The following is a 16,783-nucleotide window of genomic DNA, read 5'->3' as shown; positions in this document are numbered from 1 at the left end:
GGAACGATTATCCTTCCCTTATTAGTCTTGCTGTTGATGTTCCTGTTGGAACTGTTTTAACAGCATTGCTTGCTCATCAGTCAGAGCTAGGCTTTTTAGAAGCTCAGGTCTTCTAAGCCAGGTTCGACCCAGCGACTGTTTCATGCGCCAAAGACGAATATGTTCATGGTTGCCCGATAATAATACTGCCGGTACTTCCATGCCATCTAACACCTCAGGTCGGGTATAGTGCGGACAGTCCAACAAACCGTCGGCAAACGAATCCTCTTCCGCTGACATTTGATGCCCCAGCACTCCCGGTATAAATCGGGAAACTGAATCGATCAATGTCATCGCGGGAAGCTCGCCGCCACTGAGTACATAATCACCGATAGACCATTCTTCATCGACTTCGGTTTGTATTACGCGCTCATCCACGCCTTCGTACCGACCACAAATCAAAATCAGCTTCTGATTCGTTGCCAGCTCGCAAACACCCTGTTGGTCCAGTTTGCGACCCTGTGGTGAAAGATAAATCACTTTCACCCCTTCGCCTGCCGCTGCTTTTGCTGCGTGTATTGCATCCCGTAAGGGCTGAACCATCATCAACATTCCCGGTCCGCCGCCATAAGGTCGCTCGTCCACGGTACGATGCCGATCGTGTGTGAAGTCTCGTGGACTCCAGCAGGTTACACTCAGCAGGCCATTTTTTACTGCTCGGCCGGTTACCCCATAATCAGTAATCGCGCGGAACATTTCGGGGAACAGGCTAATTACACCAATCCACATACTTAACGTTCCATTTGCTACTACCGCCAGACGCTCAACACGTCAAATACGGAGTTAGAAACCAGGATCCCAATCAACTGTAATTAATTGAGCAGTGAGATCGATTTTTTTGATAACTTGTCCATCCAGGAACGGGATTAAACGTTCCTTGGCACCAAAAGCATCTTTCAGATTTGCTCTAACCACTAAAACGTCATTCGAACCGGTTTCCATCATGTCAATGACTTTACCCAGTTCGTAACCAGAAGTTGTTACTACCTGACAGCCCATAAGGTCTTTCCAGTAGTAATCCCCCTCTTCCAGTGGAGGCAGTTGCCCAGCTTCAACGGCAATTTCACAATTGGTCAAACTGTTGGCAACTTCACGATCGTCAACGCCTTTCAGCTTGATGATCAAATCCTGATTGTGGCGTTTCCAGCCTTCCAGCTCGATAACCCGCCATTCACCAGCCCGCTGGATATACCACGGCTGATAATCAAAAATGCTTTCAGACTGCTCGGTGGATGAGAACACTCTGAGCCAACCCCGGATGCCATATGTAGAACCCAGTTTCCCGAGAACTATCGGATTTAGTAGTTTGCTCATTTGTTGACACCCAGACAAATTATGCTGCTTTGTTTGCGTCTTTGATCAGCGTAGCTACGCGATCAGAAACGGTTGCACCCAGACCAGTCCAATGATTGATACGGTCCAGATCTAAACGCAGACGTTCTGCTTGACCGGTTGCAACCGGGTTGAAGAAGCCTACGCGTTCGATGAAGCGACCGTCACGTGCATTACGACTGTCGGTCACAACAACTTGATAAAACGGACGCTTTTTTGCGCCGCCACGAGCTAAACGAATTGTTACCATAACATCCTCTTTAGTTAATAAAACACACAGACCCCATCGAGGAACGGGGTCTGGTGCAATATAAAAAGCCCGAAAATTTTACTCATTTTGGCGCAAAAAGCAACCTAAAGCGCCTGATATTAGTGATTCAATTCCAAAAGTGGCTGGAACAGAGACTGTATCACTCAATAAACGGGAGTAACTTACCACATAAATCAATTACCCATGTCGGAATAAAGCATTTCGACATGGTTTAATTTAATCGTGGAGATAAAATCTAAAAAATTTAGCTCGAATTAACCCGTCGAACACATCACCCATTACTTCTGAGAAGATGCCCCCGCACTGATTATTTAGAGGCGATTGCTGTACGGATAAATCCATGACTGGCTGATAAAGCTTGTTTGGCCTGTTCTGCACTCATACCGGTTAATACCATCACTATGGCTGTTTTACAGTGGCGTTGACACTGTGATAACGCTTGCTCTGCCTCTTCCCGGCTACAGTCCGTTGCCTGCATCACGATATTTTTTTGTCTTTCTACCAGCTTGGCGTTGGTCGCTTCCACATCTACCATTAAGTTTCCGTACACTTTGCCAATTTTTATCATTGAGCCAGTAGTCAGCATATTCAGCACCAGCTTTTGAGCGGTTCCCGCTTTCATTCGTGATGAACCGGTAACCACTTCACCACCCACAACCGGGGTAATTGCGATGTCAGCCTGTTGGGCTATCGGGCTATCTGGGTTACAGCTAATACTGATAACTTTAGCGCCCTGTGATTTGGCATATTCCATGGAAGCAATCACATAAGGCGTTCTGCCGCTGGCGGCAATGCCAACCAGCACATCGTTATGACTGAAACGAATGGCTTTCAAATCCTCAATACCTAACTCCAGACTATCTTCTGCATTTTCTACTGCTTTAAAGATTGCCTGATGACCACCGGCAATCAAGCCAATAACCTGTTCAGGTTTAGTACCATACGTTGGTGGGCATTCACTGGCATCTAAAATACCCAATCGCCCAGATGTCCCCGCCCCGCAATACACCAAACGGCCACCTTGGGTGAACGCAGTACTAATAATGTCTACTGCATCCGCAATGTGCGGTAACTCTTGTTCAACCGCCAACGCAACTTTTTTGTCCTCGTTGTTTATCACCCGCAGCATCTCCAGCGTTGATAGCTGGTCGATATCTTTGCTTGCCATATTGCGGCTTTCAGTGACCATCGAGCTTAAATCAATATTCATGTAAGCCTCAGTAAGCTAATTATTACTAACCATGAGTGGGATTTTTTATTTCAAGATAACATATTAATTAATAATAAATTATCCCATTAAAGAGCGAAAAGCTGAACAACTGATACGTGATAAAAATCACAGGTTGAGAATTCGAAGAATTAACCAGAGAAATGATTACAGCGTGATTTTATTCACTAAGTGAGTGCGAAGAACTGCGCCACTGCTTTTTGTCCGCGACGGAATGAAGCGCATTGTTAGCCAAATTTTTTACTGGGTTAGTTTTTAAACAGGCAATCGTTACCAACTTAGCACCAATTTAACTACCTGAGACTGGCTAATGTTTAAGATCGCCGCCAGTTCCTGAGAGGACAATTCTCTAATTCTTTTGGCATTTTCCTGTATGTATTCAGGAATATTCTTTTCCATTGGGGGAAACTGCGCCAGATTGGTGGCCATCACAGCCAAACAGGCCATTTACCGCATCTCCCCCATGGAATATCAATACTCAAAATTAGCGCATCATACCCGGCGGCATCATGCCTTTCATTCCGCGCATCATTTTCGCTAATCCACCTTTCTTCATCTTCTTCATCATGCGCTGCATATCGTCGAACTGCTTCAGCAGGCGGTTAACATCCTGTACCTGCATACCTGAACCTGCGGCAATACGGCGCTTGCGTGAACCTTTGATGATTTCCGGGCTGGCGCGTTCTTTTAACGTCATGGAGTTAATAATCGCTTCCATGCGCACCAGCAATTTGTCATCCATCTGAGCTTTTACGTTATCCGGAATCTGGCCTGCACCGGGCAATTTGCTCATCATGCTAGCCATTCCGCCCATGTTTCGCATTTGTTTAAGCTGATCGAGGAAGTCGGTCAGGTCAAAACCGTCACCTTTCTTCAGTTTATTTGCCAGCTTCTCCGCTTGCTCACGGTCAACTTTACTCTCAAGATCTTCGATCAAAGAGAGCATGTCACCCATGCCAAGAATTCGCGATGCTACACGATCGGGATGGAAAGGCTCCAACGCTTCGGTCTTCTCACCAATCCCCAGAAACTTAATCGGCTTACCGGTAATATGACGAATAGAAAGCGCGGCACCTCCACGGGCATCGCCATCGACTTTGGTCAGTACCACACCGGTTAACGGCAGTGCTTCATTGAAAGCTTTCGCCGTATTAGCCGCATCCTGACCGGTCATAGCATCTACAACAAACAGTGTTTCTACCGGATTGATAGCCGCATGAACCTGTTTGATTTCGTCCATCATCGCTTCATCAACGTGCAAGCGACCAGCGGTATCGACAATCAAAACGTCATAGAACTTGAGCTTGGCTTGTTTTAAGGCGTTGTTAACAATATCAACCGGTTTTTCCTGAGCATCCGACGGGAAAAAATCAACGCTGATGGCTTCCGCCAACGTTTCTAACTGACGAATTGCCGCCGGACGATATACGTCAGCAGAGACGACCAATACCTTTTTCTTCTGTTTTTCTTTCAGGAATTTAGCCAGTTTGGCAACGCTGGTGGTTTTACCCGCCCCCTGCAAACCGGCCATTAAAATTACTGCTGGCGGCTGAGCAGCCAGGTTGAGGCTATTATTTTCCTCACCCATCGCAGCAACCAGTTCATTACGAACAATTTTGACGAACTCTTGCCCTGGAGTCAGGCTCTTATTGACTTCCTGCCCGACGGCACTCTCTTTTACTCTATTGATAAAATCACGAACTACCGGTAAAGCCACATCGGCTTCCAGCAACGCCATACGGACTTCACGTAATGTATCTTTAATATTATCTTCGGTCAGTCGCCCACGGCCACTGATGTTGCGCAGCGTGCGCGACAATCTATCGGTTAAGTTTTCAAACATCGTCTTATGCCCAACATGATGGTAATCCGCGACAGCGGTAAAATTTTAGCAAGTATAACACGAACAATACTCAGGTCAGTTACCGATACTTATTGAGAATTGATTGGAGGGAATCGCCACTAACGTTATACTGGTTACACTTTTTTCCATGGTTTATGCAAACATTAATTATTATGCCTGTCTTCGCCATATTATCACTGATCGCATATCTGACCAGTCTTGGATTGATTATCCCCAGCCTGTTAAGAAAAAAAGGCATTCATCGTCGCTGGACGTTGATATCGGCCACTATTGCGATCGTTTTTCACGGAATCGCTCTTCAACAGCGTATTTTTGATGTCGACTATGGCCAAAATCTAAGTTTGCTTAATATCGCCTCTGGAGCCAGCCTGCTGATCAGCGCCATCATGACATTTGTGGCTTCTAAGGATCGCGGTTGGATACTGCTTCCCATTGTTTATAGTTTTTCCGTCATTAATCTGGCATTAGCTAGCTTTACTCCTTGGGAATTTATTACCCATCTGGAAGATAGCCCATCACTGTTGGTGCACATTGTTTTAGCCTTGTTCTCTTATGCTACACTGATTATTGCAGCACTCTATGCTATTCAAATTGCTTGGATTGATTATCGGCTGAAAAATAAAAAGTTAACGTTCAGCCCGGATATGCCACCACTGTTGTCGATTGAGCGTAAGTGTTTTCATATCACTCAGGTTGGTGTGATTCTACTTACTCTCACATTACTGAGTGGCGTACTTTATCTGGACAATCTGCTTGGTCAGGAAAATGTGCATAAAACTACGCTATCTACCATCGCATGGCTGGTTTATCTGGTATTACTCTGGGGTCACTACACTAAAGGCTGGCGCGGTCGTAAAGTGGTATGGTTTAGCTTGAGTGGCGCATTTTTACTGACTATGGGCTATTTTGGCAGCCGACTGATTCAGGAACTTTTGGTTCGTTGACAGCATTTTAGACATGCTGTTTATATACTGATCGTATAGCTCATCATCACTAAGGATATTCATCGGTGGACGACGTATCAACCGGCACCCTAATTATTATTTTGATTGTTATGGTGCTAATTTCAGCCTATTTCTCAGCTTCGGAAACGGGGATGATGACGCTGAACCGCTACCGGCTCCGCCACCTTGCCAGCAAAGGCAACCATCAGGCACGACGCGTAGAAAAACTGCTGCAGCGCCCGGATCGTTTAATTAGTCTGGTTTTAATTGGCAATAATCTGGTTAATATTCTGGCCTCCTCTCTGGCTACCGTTATCGGTATCCGTCTGTATGGCAACCTTGGTGTCGCCATTGCCACCGGTATTCTGACCTTTGTCATCTTGGTGTTCGCAGAAGTTTTGCCGAAAACCGTTGCGGCCCTTTACCCTGAGCGCGTTGCATTTCCCAGCAGTTTGTTACTAAAACCACTGCAAAAAATCATGGCACCGTTGGTTTGGTTACTGAATGGTATAACTCGCCTGATTATGCATCTGTTTGGTTTGCGCTCTGACGTTAAAGGCAGTGATGCGGTCAGTAAAGATGAGCTGCGGACTATTGTAAACGCCTCAAATCCGCTGATTTCCCATCGTTACCAAAGCATGTTGTTATCCGTATTGGATTTAGAAGTCGTTAACGTGGATGACATTATGGTTCCACGCCATGAGATTGTAGGCATCAACGTAAACGATGAATGGAAGGATATTCTTAAGCAGCTAACCCACTCTCCCCACGGTCGTATTGTGTTGTATCGTGACTCACTAGATGACGCCATTGGTATGTTGCGGGTTCGTGAAGCTTATCGTCTGATGATGGAAAAAAATGAGTTCAATAAAGAGACGATGCTACGTGCTGCGGACAAAATCTACTTTATTCCAGAAGGGACTCCACTGAACGTACAATTAGTCAAATTTCAACGCAATCGGGAAAAGGTCGGCATCATCGTCGATGAATATGGCGATATTCAGGGGCTGGTTAGTGTAGAAGACATTCTTGAAGAAATCGTAGGTGACTTCACTACCTCCATGTCTCCTTCACTAGCGGAAGAAGTGATACCTCAAGCAGATGGCTCCGTTTACATTGACGGTAGTGCTAGTATCCGCGAACTGAATAAAGCCTTCGGCTGGCACTTACCAACCTCCACAGCCAAGACCATTAATGGATTACTGCTGGAACATTTTGAAGATATTCCAGAGATAGGTACCCACGTTGACTTCAAAAACTATTCTGTCGATATTATCGAAGTGAATAACAATATGATTAAGCAGGTGCTGATTCGCCCACTCAATGATGAACCGCTGGCGAAGAGCCTAAAAAAGAAATAATGGGGTATGATTGGATTACCGATAAAATAAAACCCGCTTTAGCGGGTTTTATTTTATCGGCTTAACACCAATGATTTAGTAACAGATAATGAAATTACAAATGTAACTCAGATAATTTATCTGCCGGTAATGCCAGCTCATCGTTGTGATTCACCCGAATACCGCTGTCAATAATGTGGCGCGCAATATCATGAGCTTCTTTCAGTGAGTGCATCTCATAGGTGCCACACTGGAATTCATTCAGTTCAGGGATCTTATTTTGATCCTGCACCTTAAGTATATCAGCCATTGCGGCTTCCCATGCTTTAGCTACCCTACCTTCTTCCGGCTGACCAATCAGGCTCATATAGAATCCAGTACGGCATCCCATTGGAGAAATATCGATAATCTCAACGCCGTTACCATTCAGATGGTCACGCATGAATCCGGCAAACAGATGCTCTAATGTATGGATGCCCTTCTCAGGTAGAATTTCCATATTTGGGCGACAGAAACGTAAATCAAATACTGTGATGGTATCGCCATGAGGCGTTTGCATTGTTTTTGCAACCCGAACCGCGGGTGCAGCCATACGGGTATGGTCAACGGTAAAACTATCTAACAATGGCATTTTCGTCACCTTATAAAAAAAATATATTTTTTTACTGAAACAGGAAACCTTTCTCGAAAACGTGAGTCCTAATAAGTACAAGAACACTCGTTATCATCATCCCTTTTTAGAGATGTTTATAAGGCCACTAGATATGTGGCCTTTCTTTTATCTAATTAACGCTGGTTTTGTTCCGCCAGATATTCATCAAAGCTTATCGTATCCTGCTGCTCCATCTCTTGCTGACGACGGAGAGAAGCGACACGTTCAGATTCCATAGCGTCTTCCGTTAACACGCTTAATGGCTCTGACTGCAGCATCTGACGATATTGTTCCGCCAGTGCCAAACCAAAGCTGCCAATACCCACATCTTTGATAGCTTGTAGCATTCTGCCGGAGAACGTCAGCTCAGGATCTTCAAAGGCTGATATTAATTTATTGCATACATTCTGATATTGCGAATTTTTGTTTGAGCCATCCAGTACCTCGGCAACCCGCAATAAATCCGCAAACAATGATTTACCAACGACTTCCAACGGCTGGCGAGCAGTGTCGCAACCGATACCAATAGTCTGCCCCGGTTTACGTCCTTCCAGAATAACTCGGTTCCAGTTATGGCGTGTACACTGGAGTTCTTCACTGCTCATTTCTGGCGCATCTGCCAATGCACACCAAATCAGGAACAAATCGAGGAAGCGTGCTTGATCGGCATCAATACCAATGGGTGAGAACGGGTTAATATCCAGCGCTCTGACTTCAATATATTCTACGCCGCCACGCAATAACGCATCGGATGGTGATTCACCTTTGCGCGTAACACGCTTCGGCCGAATTGGCGCGTAGAATTCATTTTCTATTTGCAAAACATTGCTGTTGAGCTGCTGGTAGTGGCCATTCTTCTTCTCATCTAACGGTTTAAATTGCTGAGCTGGAATGGAAATGGCTTTTTTCAATCCTTCCACATAAGTGGTCAGATTGTTGAAGGTAATACCAAGATTACTTTGAGCGGTATTGGTATATCCAAGATCACTCATACGTAATGAGGTCGCATAAGGTAAATAACAGGCTCCGCTTTTCAACTTTTCAAAAGGCATTTTATTTTCACGGCCTTTGATAAAAGAGGAGCAAAGCGCTGGGGAAGCACCAAACAGGTAAGGGATCACCCAGCCAAAGCGATAATAGTTACGGATCAGTCGGAAATACCCTTCCGAAATTTTCTCTTTACCGCTTTCGGCGTCAGTTATTCCTTCTCGTGCCTGCCAAAATTCTAACGGCAGAGAGAAATTATAATGAACACCGGAAATTGTCTGCATTAACGCGCCATAGCGATTCTTTAACCCCTCACGATACAGGGTCTTAAAGCGACCAACGTTTGAAGTACCGTACTGAGCCAACTCAATTTTATCTTCTGAACTGATAACGCATGGCATACTTAGTGGCCACATCAGTTCAGAACCCAAATCGCGACTCACGTGGCGGTGAATGTCACGCAGGAAAGCCAGCAAGTGATCGACATTCTCGTCCACTGGCGTAATAAACTCGAGCAATGCCTCAGCAAAGTCCGTGGTTATCCAGCGATGGGTCAATGCCGAACCCAATGATTTAGGATGTGGAGTCGTCGCCAGATGACCATCTGGAGTTATACGAAGGGTCTCACGTTCAATACCACGTTGAATACCATTTAGAGCTTGAGGGTTCGCTTCCAGCCAGGATAGCGCTTTCGATACGTCCGGGATCAATTCGACCTCCCGTAATCAATGTTCATACAACCTGCCAAAACCGAAGATTCATATCGTTACTTTTCTCTTTTATTAGCTAAAAAAAGAGATGCTCTTTAGGGTAATCATCATCACAACCAAATAGCGTAGTGATTTCCCTAACAGCATAAAAAAAGTAACCGACCACCAGGGTAAACGTAACCAACCGGCCAGCAGACACAATAAATCACCCATTACGGGCAACCAACTTAATAACAACGCCGAAGAACCATAGCGTTGTAGCCATTTCATAGCCAATTCTAATCGTGGGTGATGTTTAGATACTGGCGCTATTCGGCCAATAATGACATTCGTCAATCCTCCTAGCGTATTCCCTGTAATCGCAACTACCAACAATAACCACGGAGCCGTATTTACCGTGGTTAACAAAGTGGCAAATACCACTTCTGAATTACCTGGCAGTATCGTCGCACTCAGAAAACTGCTGCTGAATAGCGCCGATAGCGATAGTGAATCACTCACAAATAACGAACATCTACAGCATCCATACCTGCAGCTTTAGCCGCCTGAAGGCCAAACGGTGCATCTTCAAAGACAATGCAGGAATCAGGGGGTACTTTCATCAATTGTGCGCAAAGTAGGAAAGTATCCGGTGCAGGCTTGTGATTGTGCACATCATCAGCACCAACAATTGCTGTAAAATAATCTTTTAGCCCAACATGTTGCAAGAGCCTTTCTGCAAAACTATGCGTACTGCCGGTTCCCACTGCCATTGGGCGTTTTCCATGATAGGATTTTACCACTTCGACAATCGGCAATGGCTTGACCATGTCTAATACCATCTCTGCGACAATATCAGATTTTTCCTGCGCTAATTGATGAGGGTCCATATCAATCTGATAACTGTTGATGACAAACTCGGCAATCTTCCAAGAAGGCGAACCATTCAGAGCGATTACCTTTTCTAAATCCAGCGCCATGCCATATTTTGCCAGTACCTCCGTCCAGGCTCTTCGATGCCCTTCTTCCGTGTCCAGCAAGGTGCCATCCATATCAAAGATCAACCCCTGATAGCGGTCATACATGACAGACCTCTCAATATTTAGGTAACAGATAACAAACTATTTGGTTACTTTAACTTAAAAGCCAATTAATGTCGCTTATTGAGTTAACTTGGTAGCTGACTATGTTATATCTAATAATCCCCTTCATTTATTAAGGTAATTTACAGAATTAATAAAAGAAGTAGCTATTTCCACGAAATCATTATCTATTCAGAACAATATGTTGTAACTGATACACCACATAAATAGTGCGTTTATAGTGAATTTCATACCTGCTTTTACTATAATACCCAACGGTTCACCGCTAGGGCACCATGCCAAACAGATTCTATGCGCGACGTTTTGTTATTTGGAAACGCGCAGAATAGGGACATAAACATATACTGGAAAGTCATTCTCAAATTATGAAAGCCGTTATTACTACATCAGCTCTTTTATTCACGTTGTCCTTCAATGCCATTGCAGAAGAGGCCACAGATGACGGTATTTGGGAAACCATTAAGAGTAATGTTAAACAAACTTGGGACTCCCCTACGCGTGACCTGTATGTACCTCTGAATACTTGGCATAACCGCGCCATGTACGACAAAGATAAGGTTGACTCTTATAACGAGAGGCCTTGGGGTATTGGCTATGGCGTATCGCGCTTTGACAATGATGGTAACTGGCACTCTATTTACGCCATGGAATTTCAGGATTCACATAATGAATTTGAACCCATCGTCGGTTATGGCTATCAGAAAAACTGGTATTTTGGTAAAGACAGAGATTGGCGTTTAGGATTGGGTTTTACTGCCGCTATTACTGCACGCCACGATTATTCCTATATTCCACTGCCGTTACCGCTGCCGTTATTCTCGATAGAATATAAGCGGTTTGCTATCCAAAACACTTATATTCCCGGTACCTATAATAACGGTAATGTCCTGTTTACCTGGGCTCGCTGGCAGTTCTAGCGGAACGCTTTCTCCGAGCCAGTCGCTTTAACGCTTTTTATCAGGTAAGTTAACGCTTAGCCTGATTATTTTTTAGCCCTGTGACTAAAGTTCTATTAATATTCATTCTGAATGTAATAAGAATAGAACTTCACTTTATCATCTGATTATCCCTTAGCCACAGAGAGAGTTTATGGATCAAGCACAACACCATCCTTCAGGCAAAACGCGTCATAAAGAGTATTCACTCATTCTGACTATGATTACCATCCCTGTACTGCTCTTTATGCAGTACAATACTAACCTTCTGATTACTGTCTTAATTAACCTTCTTGCTCTGATTACTATTCTGGGAGCAGCTTTTAGCGTGGTTCGTCATGCTGACGTACTGGCCCACAGACTGGGAGAACCTTACGGTTCACTGATCCTGAGTCTGGCGGTGGTGATACTGGAAGTCAGCCTAATTTCTGCGCTGATGGTGACCGGTGACACTGGACCAACGCTGATGAGGGATACGCTATATTCTGTCATTATGATAGTCATGAGTGGGCTGGTGGGGATCTCTTTATTACTGGGCGGTCGCAAGTTTGCAACTCAACACGTTAATCTCGCGGGTATTAAACAATATTTAACAGCGCTACTGCCGCTGGCAATTATCGTTCTGGTATTACCCGCAACGTTTGATAGTGGAGCCTTTAGTTCTGGTCAACTCTTAATCATTGCGCTGCTGTCTGCGGGAATGTATATCGTCTTCCTGACAATTCAGACGAAAACTCATCAGAATTTGTTTATATATGAACACGAAGATGAAGGAGATGGCCCGGATGAACATCACGGAAAACCCTCTGCTCACGGTAATGCTTGGCATGCCTGTTGGTTAGTGATTCATTTGGTCGCCGTTATCGCCGTCACTAAAATCAATGCGGGTTCACTAGAGTACTTATTAACTGAATTACATGCGCCACCACAGTTTACCGGCTTCCTGATCGCATTATTGATTCTTTCACCGGAAGGTCTAGGTGCACTGAAGGCCGTAATGAATAATCAGGTGCAGCGCGCGATGAACCTGTTTTTTGGTTCCGTACTGGCGACGATTTCTCTGACAGTACCAGCAGTCGTTGTTATTGCGATGATCACCGGTCAGCATCTGGTCTTTGGCCTATCAACCTCTAACGTTGTATTACTTGTTACGGTGTTACTACTTTGTCAGAGTTCGTTTGCAACTGGCAGAACTAATGTACTGAATGGTGCAGCTCATCTGGCCGTATTTGTTGCTTATATGCTAGTCCTAATGATGGGATAATCGCCTATTTCGCCAAAACGTCACTGAGTCCAGTGACGTTTTTATTTCCACCTATCTGTATTTCCTTCGCCCATCAGGCTTTTCATTTTTTCACTCAATTAAACAAACACAAATGCTGTTTATTGACCATGATTAGAGGTACTTTGTGTTACACAAATAAAGCTCAGTTTCCCCTTATCTGCATTAATAAAGGAAGCCGTCATGAGTCAAAGCCCAAATATCAACCGTCGTATTGTTCTTGCTTCCCGCCCTTATGGTGCCCCTACGCCAAGTAATTTCCGCCTAGAACAACAGCCAGTTCCCGCAATTGGTTCGGGTGAGTTGCTGCTACGTAATGTCTACCTTTCCCTCGATCCTTATGTACGTGGACGTATGAGCGATGCGCCATCCTATTCTCCTCCGATGGAGATAAATGACGTCATTGTTGGTGGTACGGTCAGTAAAGTGGTGCAATCTAACCATCCCGAATTTCAGGCCGGTGACTGGGTGGTTGGCCAAGCTGGTTGGCAAGATTATGTGGTTACTGATGGCCAAGACATCATTAAGCTAAACAGTGCAATCCCTCATCCTTCCTATGCGTTAGGGATCTTGGGAATGCCGGGATTTACCGCTTATATGGGGCTTTTGGATATTGGTCAACCCAAAGCAGGAGAAACATTGGTTGTTGCTGCTGCAACAGGGCCTGTGGGCGGTACTGTCGGCCAAATAGCTAAACTAAAAGGATGTAGGGTAATCGGTATTGCTGGCGGTGCCGAAAAATGTCGCTATGCGGTAGAAACATTAGGATTCGATTTATGTCTCGACCACTATCAACCAGATTTAGCCCAGCAATTGGCCAATGCTTGCCCTCAGGGTATTGATATTTACTATGAAAACGTAGGAGGAAAAGTATTTGATGCCGTTCTTCCTCTGTTAAATCCACGCGCCCGAATTCCGGTTTGCGGCATCATCTCTCAATATAACGCAACAGCCCTACCCGATGGCCCAGACCGACTCAGCCTGTTGGAAAGCATTATTCTGAAAAAGAGAATCCGCATGCAGGGGTTCATTATCTTCAATGACTATGCTCACCATTTTGGTGAGTTCATCCAGCAAATGAGTCAATGGGTAGCAGAAGGAAATATCAAACACCGGGAACATCTGGTCCAAGGGTTAGAAAATGCACCAGAGGCATTTATTGGTCTGTTAACCGGCGAGAATTTCGGAAAATTAGTTATTCAGCTAGGTAATGAGAACTAATTATTGTCACTCCACTATGCTTTATCTGATTTTATTATTCGGTACATCAGTCATCGGCATGTACCTTTCTAAGGAGATATGAATGTCCCACTTCGTCAATCCACAACGGTATACTTCCATGCAATATGCCCGTTGTGGTCGCAGCGGAATACAGCTACCAAAAATATCGCTTGGCCTTTGGCACAATTTTGGTGATGTTACCCTGTATGAAAACAGTCGTGAAATGATCCGCACCGCTTTTGATGCGGGTATTACTCATTTTGATTTGGCAAATAATTACGGTCCTCCTCCTGGTTCAGCAGAAATCAATTTCGGGCGCATTTTGAAGCAGGATTTTCAGCACTATCGCGATGAAATGATTATCTCTTCCAAGGCCGGATATACCATGTGGCCCGGCCCTTATGGCGATTTTGGGTCTAAAAAATATCTGGTCTCCAGTCTTGATCAGAGCCTGAAACGTATGGATCTCGACTATGTTGATATTTTTTATCACCATCGCCCTGACCCGAATACTCCACTGGAAGAAACGATGTCAGCACTCGACTTGATTGTGCGCCAGGGCAAGGCGCTGTATGTCGGGCTTTCCAACTATCCAGCGGATAAAGCCACAGAAGCTATTCGTATTCTTAATGCCCTAGGAACGCCTTGTCTTATTCACCAGCCCAAGTACTCCATGTTTGAACGCTGGATTGAAAATGGATTACAAGATGTTTTACAAGAAGAAGGGGTTGGATCAATTGCGTTCTCTCCGCTGGCAGGGGGTCTTTTAACCGACCGCTATTTGTCGGGTATTCCAGAAGGTTCACGTATCGCCAGTGACAGTCCGTTCCTCACCAGCGACCAGTTAACAGACGCACGGCTAACTCAAATTCGTCAACTCAATGAAATAGCCCAACGCCGTGGACAAAAATTGGTTCAAATGGCTCTGGCATGGGTTTTACGGGAGGGAAAAGTGACCTCCGCTTTAATTGGTGCCAGCAAAGTCAGCCAAATCAAAGATGCAGTAGCTGCGTTAAATAACCTGACGTTTAGCCAACAGGAACTGAATGAGATAGAAACAATTCTGGTCAAATAAAATAGATAGCTCCCATAGTCGCCACGGATAACCTTTATCGTGGCGACTATCTGCTATAAGAAGAAACTAATTAGCAAATAGATATTCAGGCTAACGACCAATCCTACGATTATCCGCCCAATATTTTGCATCAATGGACTATTGACCAAGTCCCCCATCAGCTGTCGATTTCCAGTAAAGCTCAGTAGTGGAATAAGTGCCAGTGCAATACCGAAGCTGAGGAATACCTGACTGACAATCAGAATACGGGTAGCATCCATACCGCTCATAATCACTACAAACGAGGGCAGCATCGTCACTGCACGGCGTAGCCAAAGCGGTATCTTGAAGTGAATAAAACCTTGCATCACAACCTGTCCAGCCATCGTTCCGACAACAGTAGAAGACAGTCCCGCAGCCACCAAACTGAGACCAAAAGTCACCGCAGCAAATTTGCCTAACAAAGGCTCTAACGTAACATAGGCCTGATCCAGTGCAGTAACACTCGTTTGTCCATGAAAGTGAAACACGGCTGCCGCCATTGCCATCATCGATAAATTAACAAAACCAGCGATGGTCATCGCCACAGCAACATCCCACTTGGTAGCTGAATAGCGTTCTTCCCGAGAGCCTTTTGAATTTTGTGTCAATGCAGAATGTAGATAGATAACATGCGGCATGATAGTCGCACCCAATACCCCCGCAGCCAGAAATACGGCCTCGTTATTTGGTAATCCCGGTATTAACATGCCGGTAGAGAGCTCAACAACATCAGGTGCTGAAAAAACCAACTCAATGATATAGGCTCCAGCAACAAATAGCAGAAAAGTACCAATTACCCGCTCTAACGGTTTATCTCCCCTACTCTGCAACATTAAAATCAGAAAAGTACAGATGCCAGTTATCACTGCGCCGTTTAACAAACTCACACCCAGCAATAATTTGAACCCAATCGCTGCGCCAATAAACTCCGCCAGATCCGTCGCTATTGCGACCAACTCAGCCTGCACCCAATAGAACCAGACAACCGGACGTGGGAACCGATCGCGAATATGTTCTGCCAAGTTTTTATTGGTAGCAATCCCCAGCTTAGCGGAAAAAAGCTGTACTATCATCGCCATGATATTGGCCCAGACAACAACCCAAAGAAGCTGGTAACCAAAAGCTGAACCAGCCTGAATATTGGTTGCGAAGTTACCTGGGTCGATATAGCCGATGGCGGCAATAAAAGCAGGCCCCATCAAAGCAAGTCTAATCTTTCTTGATACTTTACCTGACTGAACGATGGCACCTGAATCTGACATGGCTATATTCCCCGAATCAACACATACTTAAATGATAATGATTCTTATTCAAATATCAATTCAATTACACTTATTGCTCAGATAGGTGAAATTAAACAGCTAGATTGTATTTCTTATCGAAAACCGCAGCTGTATTACCTAAATCAACGTAAATATTATGGTTACTATAATACAGTAAACTATAGCGCACATCACAGATGCAACATTTAAGAAACCAAATGTAACAATAATAAAATTATTCATTAACAATCATTGCATTAACCATAGAATAAAAACTATTCATAATTTGTTATAGCCGGTGACCACAAGAGCGTCAGATTTATTCCACAGGGAAATATACTGGAGAAAACAGAAGGTAATAAACTGAATTTAAACAGGTATAAAGAAACGGGCTAACGCGATTTAATCAAGATATGACGATAATAATTTTGTATTGAATCAAGTAAATCGCGAATCCGTGTCATACCCACTGACAATTAATTAGAGACATCCACCACTCTTTAGTCATTTTCCACTTTACCTTCAGTAATCAAAAAAC

Annotated in this window: 17 protein-coding genes; 6 read left to right on the top strand and 11 right to left on the bottom strand. The window is 44.5% G+C overall.

Features of this window, described 5'->3' with window-relative positions:
- Nucleotides 1-21: 21 nt before the first annotated feature.
- From trmD to ffh, 6 genes are all read right to left on the bottom strand, one after another.
- On the bottom strand, nucleotides 22-768 hold the full coding sequence (gene trmD / locus HYN51_RS04455) for a tRNA (guanosine(37)-N1)-methyltransferase TrmD (protein WP_108901735.1): 747 nt from the start codon (nucleotides 766-768) through the stop codon (nucleotides 22-24).
- Nucleotides 769-822: 54 nt separating this feature from the next.
- Nucleotides 823-1,353, bottom strand: a complete 531-nt coding sequence (gene rimM / locus HYN51_RS04450) for a ribosome maturation factor RimM (RefSeq protein WP_108901734.1) — start codon at nucleotides 1,351-1,353, stop codon at nucleotides 823-825.
- 19 nt (nucleotides 1,354-1,372) lie between these two features.
- Entirely contained in the window at nucleotides 1,373-1,621 is a 249-nt protein-coding gene (rpsP, locus tag HYN51_RS04445) for a 30S ribosomal protein S16 (protein ID WP_108901733.1), read from the bottom strand.
- Between the two features lie 328 nt (nucleotides 1,622-1,949).
- Entirely contained in the window at nucleotides 1,950-2,852 is a 903-nt protein-coding gene (murQ, locus tag HYN51_RS04435; RefSeq protein ID WP_108901731.1) for an N-acetylmuramic acid 6-phosphate etherase, read from the bottom strand.
- A gap of 288 nt (nucleotides 2,853-3,140) precedes the next feature.
- On the bottom strand, nucleotides 3,141-3,317 hold the full coding sequence (locus tag HYN51_RS04430; protein WP_108901730.1) for a hypothetical protein: 177 nt from the start codon (nucleotides 3,315-3,317) through the stop codon (nucleotides 3,141-3,143).
- A gap of 37 nt (nucleotides 3,318-3,354) precedes the next feature.
- Nucleotides 3,355-4,713 (bottom strand): signal recognition particle protein, encoded by a 1,359-nt coding sequence (gene ffh, locus HYN51_RS04425; RefSeq protein WP_108901729.1) that lies wholly within the window; start codon nucleotides 4,711-4,713, stop codon nucleotides 3,355-3,357.
- 173 nt (nucleotides 4,714-4,886) lie between these two features.
- On the opposite strand from ffh, the gene HYN51_RS04420 reads away from it, so the two are divergent.
- Nucleotides 4,887-5,678: a cytochrome C assembly family protein gene (locus HYN51_RS04420; RefSeq protein ID WP_108902161.1), complete on the top strand. Its 792-nt coding sequence runs from the start codon at nucleotides 4,887-4,889 to the stop codon at nucleotides 5,676-5,678.
- A 65-nt stretch (nucleotides 5,679-5,743) separates the two neighbouring features.
- Complete coding sequence (locus HYN51_RS04415; protein ID WP_157952985.1) at nucleotides 5,744-7,039, top strand: CNNM domain-containing protein; 1,296 nt, start codon at nucleotides 5,744-5,746, stop codon at nucleotides 7,037-7,039.
- 94 nt (nucleotides 7,040-7,133) lie between these two features.
- On the opposite strand, the gene luxS is transcribed toward HYN51_RS04415, so the two are convergent.
- From luxS to yqaB, 4 genes are all read right to left on the bottom strand, one after another.
- Nucleotides 7,134-7,649, bottom strand: coding sequence for an S-ribosylhomocysteine lyase (gene luxS, locus HYN51_RS04410; protein WP_108901728.1), 516 nt, complete (start codon nucleotides 7,647-7,649; stop codon nucleotides 7,134-7,136).
- A 155-nt stretch (nucleotides 7,650-7,804) separates the two neighbouring features.
- Nucleotides 7,805-9,367, bottom strand: a complete 1,563-nt coding sequence (gene gshA, locus HYN51_RS04405; protein ID WP_108901727.1) for a glutamate--cysteine ligase — start codon at nucleotides 9,365-9,367, stop codon at nucleotides 7,805-7,807.
- A gap of 72 nt (nucleotides 9,368-9,439) precedes the next feature.
- Nucleotides 9,440-9,868 (bottom strand): YqaA family protein, encoded by a 429-nt coding sequence (locus HYN51_RS04400; RefSeq protein WP_108901726.1) that lies wholly within the window; start codon nucleotides 9,866-9,868, stop codon nucleotides 9,440-9,442.
- Nucleotides 9,865-10,431, bottom strand: a complete 567-nt coding sequence (yqaB, locus tag HYN51_RS04395; RefSeq protein WP_108901725.1) for a fructose-1-phosphate/6-phosphogluconate phosphatase — start codon at nucleotides 10,429-10,431, stop codon at nucleotides 9,865-9,867. Before yqaB ends, HYN51_RS04400 begins: the two co-directional genes overlap by 4 nt.
- Before the next feature lie 383 nt (nucleotides 10,432-10,814).
- Here yqaB and pagP point away from each other — a divergent pair, with 383 nt between their 5' ends.
- The 4 genes from pagP to mgrA all read left to right on the top strand — a co-directional run bounded on the left by pagP (nucleotide 10,815) and on the right by mgrA (nucleotide 14,962).
- Nucleotides 10,815-11,366, top strand: coding sequence for a lipid IV(A) palmitoyltransferase PagP (gene pagP, locus HYN51_RS04390; RefSeq protein WP_108901724.1), 552 nt, complete (start codon nucleotides 10,815-10,817; stop codon nucleotides 11,364-11,366).
- Nucleotides 11,367-11,538: 172 nt separating this feature from the next.
- Nucleotides 11,539-12,648: a sodium-potassium/proton antiporter ChaA gene (chaA, locus tag HYN51_RS04385; RefSeq protein ID WP_108901723.1), complete on the top strand. Its 1,110-nt coding sequence runs from the start codon at nucleotides 11,539-11,541 to the stop codon at nucleotides 12,646-12,648.
- Between the two features lie 201 nt (nucleotides 12,649-12,849).
- Complete coding sequence (locus HYN51_RS04380; protein WP_108901722.1) at nucleotides 12,850-13,887, top strand: NADP-dependent oxidoreductase; 1,038 nt, start codon at nucleotides 12,850-12,852, stop codon at nucleotides 13,885-13,887.
- Nucleotides 13,888-13,969: 82 nt separating this feature from the next.
- Nucleotides 13,970-14,962, top strand: a complete 993-nt coding sequence (gene mgrA, locus HYN51_RS04375) for an L-glyceraldehyde 3-phosphate reductase (protein ID WP_108901721.1) — start codon at nucleotides 13,970-13,972, stop codon at nucleotides 14,960-14,962.
- 53 nt (nucleotides 14,963-15,015) lie between these two features.
- Here mgrA and HYN51_RS04370 read toward each other — a convergent pair whose 3' ends face one another.
- The gene (locus tag HYN51_RS04370) at nucleotides 15,016-16,245 is read right to left on the bottom strand and encodes an Nramp family divalent metal transporter (protein ID WP_108901720.1); all 1,230 of its coding nucleotides are present in this window, start codon (nucleotides 16,243-16,245) and stop codon (nucleotides 15,016-15,018) included.
- Nucleotides 16,246-16,783 lie beyond the last annotated feature (538 nt).

The sequence above is a fragment of the Limnobaculum parvum genome, from assembly GCF_003096015.2.
Lineage (GTDB): Bacteria > Pseudomonadota > Gammaproteobacteria > Enterobacterales > Enterobacteriaceae > Limnobaculum > Limnobaculum parvum.
Note: the sequence above shows the minus strand (reverse complement) of the source record. Positions and strands in the feature narration are given on the sequence as shown.